The organism is bacterium (assembly GCA_027622355.1).
GTDB lineage: Bacteria > UBA8248 > UBA8248 > UBA8248 > UBA8248 > JAQBZT01.
This window is the reverse complement of sequence record JAQBZT010000315.1, coordinates 1-3,009: the sequence shown is the minus strand read 5'-3', so window position 1 is coordinate 3,009 and position 3,009 is coordinate 1. Positions and strand designations below refer to the sequence as shown.

3 protein-coding genes are annotated in these 3,009 nt (G+C 61.2%); all 3 read left to right on the top strand.

All coding sequences use genetic code 11. The features are described from left to right. Positions 1–585 (top strand): UTP--glucose-1-phosphate uridylyltransferase (locus O2807_14065; protein MDA1001627.1); only part of this gene is annotated, 585 nt, incomplete at its 5' end. Positions 586–664: 79 nt separating this feature from the next. Further along, positions 665–1,945: a hemolysin family protein gene (locus O2807_14060; protein MDA1001626.1), complete on the top strand. Its 1,281-nt coding sequence runs from the start codon at positions 665–667 to the stop codon at positions 1,943–1,945. Beyond that, positions 1,942–3,009: hemolysin family protein (locus tag O2807_14055; protein ID MDA1001625.1), on the top strand; the 1,068-nt coding region annotated here is incomplete at its 3' end. The genes O2807_14060 and O2807_14055, both read left to right, overlap by 4 nt.

Below are 3,009 nucleotides of genomic sequence, written 5' to 3'. Positions count from 1 at the left end.
CGTATCGTATCCATCCGCCAGAAGCAGCCTCTGGGCCTGGGACACGCCGTTCTTTGCGCCAAGGAAGTGGTGGGGGATGAGCCGTTCGTCGTTTTTCTGAGCGACGATATCATTCGGGCGGAAAAGCCGGCCGTGCGGCAGCTCTGCGAGGTCTACGAGCGGTACGGGGCGTCCACGCTGGCGGTAATGCAGGTGCCGAGGGAGGATGTCTCCAAGTACGGCATCATCATTCCCGCCGATGCGCCCGCCCCGGAGGAGGGCGTCATATTGCTCCGCGGCATGGTCGAAAAACCCTCCCCCGAGGAGGCGCCCTCGGACATGGCCATCATCGGCCGCTATGTGCTCGACCCGGGGATTTTTCCCGCCCTCGAAAAAGTGACGCCGGACGCGAAGGGCGAGATACAGTTGACCGATGGCCTTCGGCTGCTTCTGCAGGAGAAGCCGATCTACGCCTACGCCTTCGAGGGCAAGCGCTATGACGCCGGAAGCAAGCTCGGCTTTCTGCAGGCGACGGTCGAGTTTGCGCTTTCGAGGGACGATTTGGGCCCTGCTTTCAGGGACTTTTTGAGAGGCTTGAAACTTTGAGTATCGACCGGGAATCCACCTCTGACGCGGAACCTCCGGATCGGCCACTGCCCGCTTCTCCGGGCTGGAGAGGCTAGGCATGGAAGCCGACATCACTTTCCGTCTGCTCGCTTTTCTGATCCTGATCGGCCTGTCCGCCGGATTTTCCGCGAGCGAGACGGCTTTTTTCTCTCTGGGAAAGCCGCGTCTCCAGGCATTCCGCACGAGGGGAAGCGGCATCGAGCAGCGCGTCGCCGCGCTCCTCGATCGGCCTCGCCGCCTGATCATCTCCATCCTGATGGGCAACGAGATCGTCAACATTGCGGCCTCGGCGGTTTTCACCGGTACGGTCGTGGCCCTTTTCGGCGAAGAGATGGGCCGCTACTCGGCGGTGGTCATGATTCCCATTCTTGTGATTTTCGGAGAGGTCACCCCGAAATCGGTGGCGGCGCGCTTCCCCGAGATGTTCGCGCGGTTTCTGGTGATTCCGATCGGGATGTTTGCCCGCGCGATCTATCCCCTTCGCTGGGTGTTTCTTCAGATATCCAACGGCATTCTTCGCCTCATGGGAGCGCCGCCGCGCGCCCCGAGCAACATCCTCCTCGAGGACGAATTTCTCGCCCTGGTGGATGCGGGCCTTGAAGAGGGAGAGCTCGGCGCTGCGGAGCGGACCTACATCCGGAACATTTTTGAATTCCACGACAGGCGCGTAAGCGAGGCGATCGTTCCCCGGACGGACATGGTCTGCTGGGAGGCGGACCTCTCGATTGCCGAGACGGTGAACCGCCTGCGAAACACTCCGCACTCGCGAATCCCGATTTACCGGGGAGACCGGGATCATATTGTGGGGGTACTCTACGCGAAGGATTTTCTCCGGACGGTGCGCCGGAAGAATTTCGGGCCCGATGAGATTGTGACGGAGAATATGCTCCGCAAGCCCCTGGTGGTGCCGCAGGGCCTGAAGCTCGATGAACTCTTCCGCGTTTTTCGCAAGCAGCGGACGCACATCGCCATCATCGCGGACGAATACGGCGGGGTGGCCGGCCTGGTGACGATGACGGATCTTCTGGAGGAGATTTTCGGAGAGATCCGCGATGAGTACGACATTGACGGCGACCAGGAAATTCAACTTCTGCCCGACGGCTCCTACCTCTGCCAGGCGGTGGCCCCCCTCAACGATTTCACCAGCGTGACGGGTTGGTCTTTTCCCGGGGAGATTCAGGCGAACTCGCTGGGCGGTTTCGTTTTCACCTTGCTCGGCCGGATTCCCCGGCCCCGCGAGCGGGTGTACAGCGGCGATCTGGAGATCACCGTCCTCGAAGTGCGGGAAAACCGGATTGTGCGCCTGCGCGTCAGCCAGCGGGGAGGAGCGGGCACATGACCCTCGCGGCGGCCCTCCCCATCGGCTTGATGCTTCTGTTTCTGGAGGCTTTTTTCTCAGGCTCGGAAATCGCCATCGTTACCGCCAGCCGCGCGCGGCTGCGCTCGCTGGCCCAGGAGCAGAACCAGGGAGCGATCGAAGCGCTCAAGCTGCTGGAATCGCCCGAGTGGCTGATGGGGACGATCCTGGTGCTTCACAACACCAGCTTTGTCCTGAACGTCTCGCTGGCCACCCTTTTCACGATCGGATGGATAGGGCCGCGCTATGGCGAGCTGGTTTCGATCCTCGTGGTGATTCCCTTCCTGGTGGTCTTCGGCGAAGTGGTGCCGAAAAGTTTTTGTCAGGAGCGGGCGGACACCCTTGCCCCGGTTCTCGCCCGGGTCATCTGGAGGGCGCGTCTCGTCGTTTATCCCGTGGTGTGGCTGCTCAGCCTGCTGATTCGGACGGGCCTGGGGGCGAAAGCCGAAAAGCGCGGGCCTTTCGTCACGCGCGAGGAGCTGGAGTCGCTCGTCCAGGAGCCCAGCGAAGGGGATGTCCGCGTCTTCGAGCGAAAAATGATCAGCCGCATTCTCCGGTTCCGGGATCTGGATGTGAAAAATGTCATGGTTCCTCTGGTGGACGTATCCGCCATTAGCGAAGAGGACACCATCGCCCAGCTGATCGATCGCATCGAGGCGGACGGTCATTCACGGATATTGGTCTACCGGGAGAAGATCCATAACATCGTCGGTGTGGTCCACGCGCGCGAGGTCTTGGCGTTGAGTCCCGACGTACAGGGAGCGATCAAGGATATCCCCCGCCTCATCCAGCCGCCCTATTTCGTGCCGAGATCCAAGCAGGCGGACGATTTATTGATCGAGTTGAAACGGACCCGGCTGAAGCTCGCGGTGGTGGTGGACGAGTACGGCGGATGCGACGGCGTGGTGACGATGGAGGATCTGGTCGAAGAGGTCGTCGGGGATATCAGCGATGAATACGATGTGGAAAGCGGCCGCCTTTACCAAAAAATTGGCGAAGAAGGGTATCTCGTGGATGCACGGATGGAGGGGACGGAAATCCGGGAG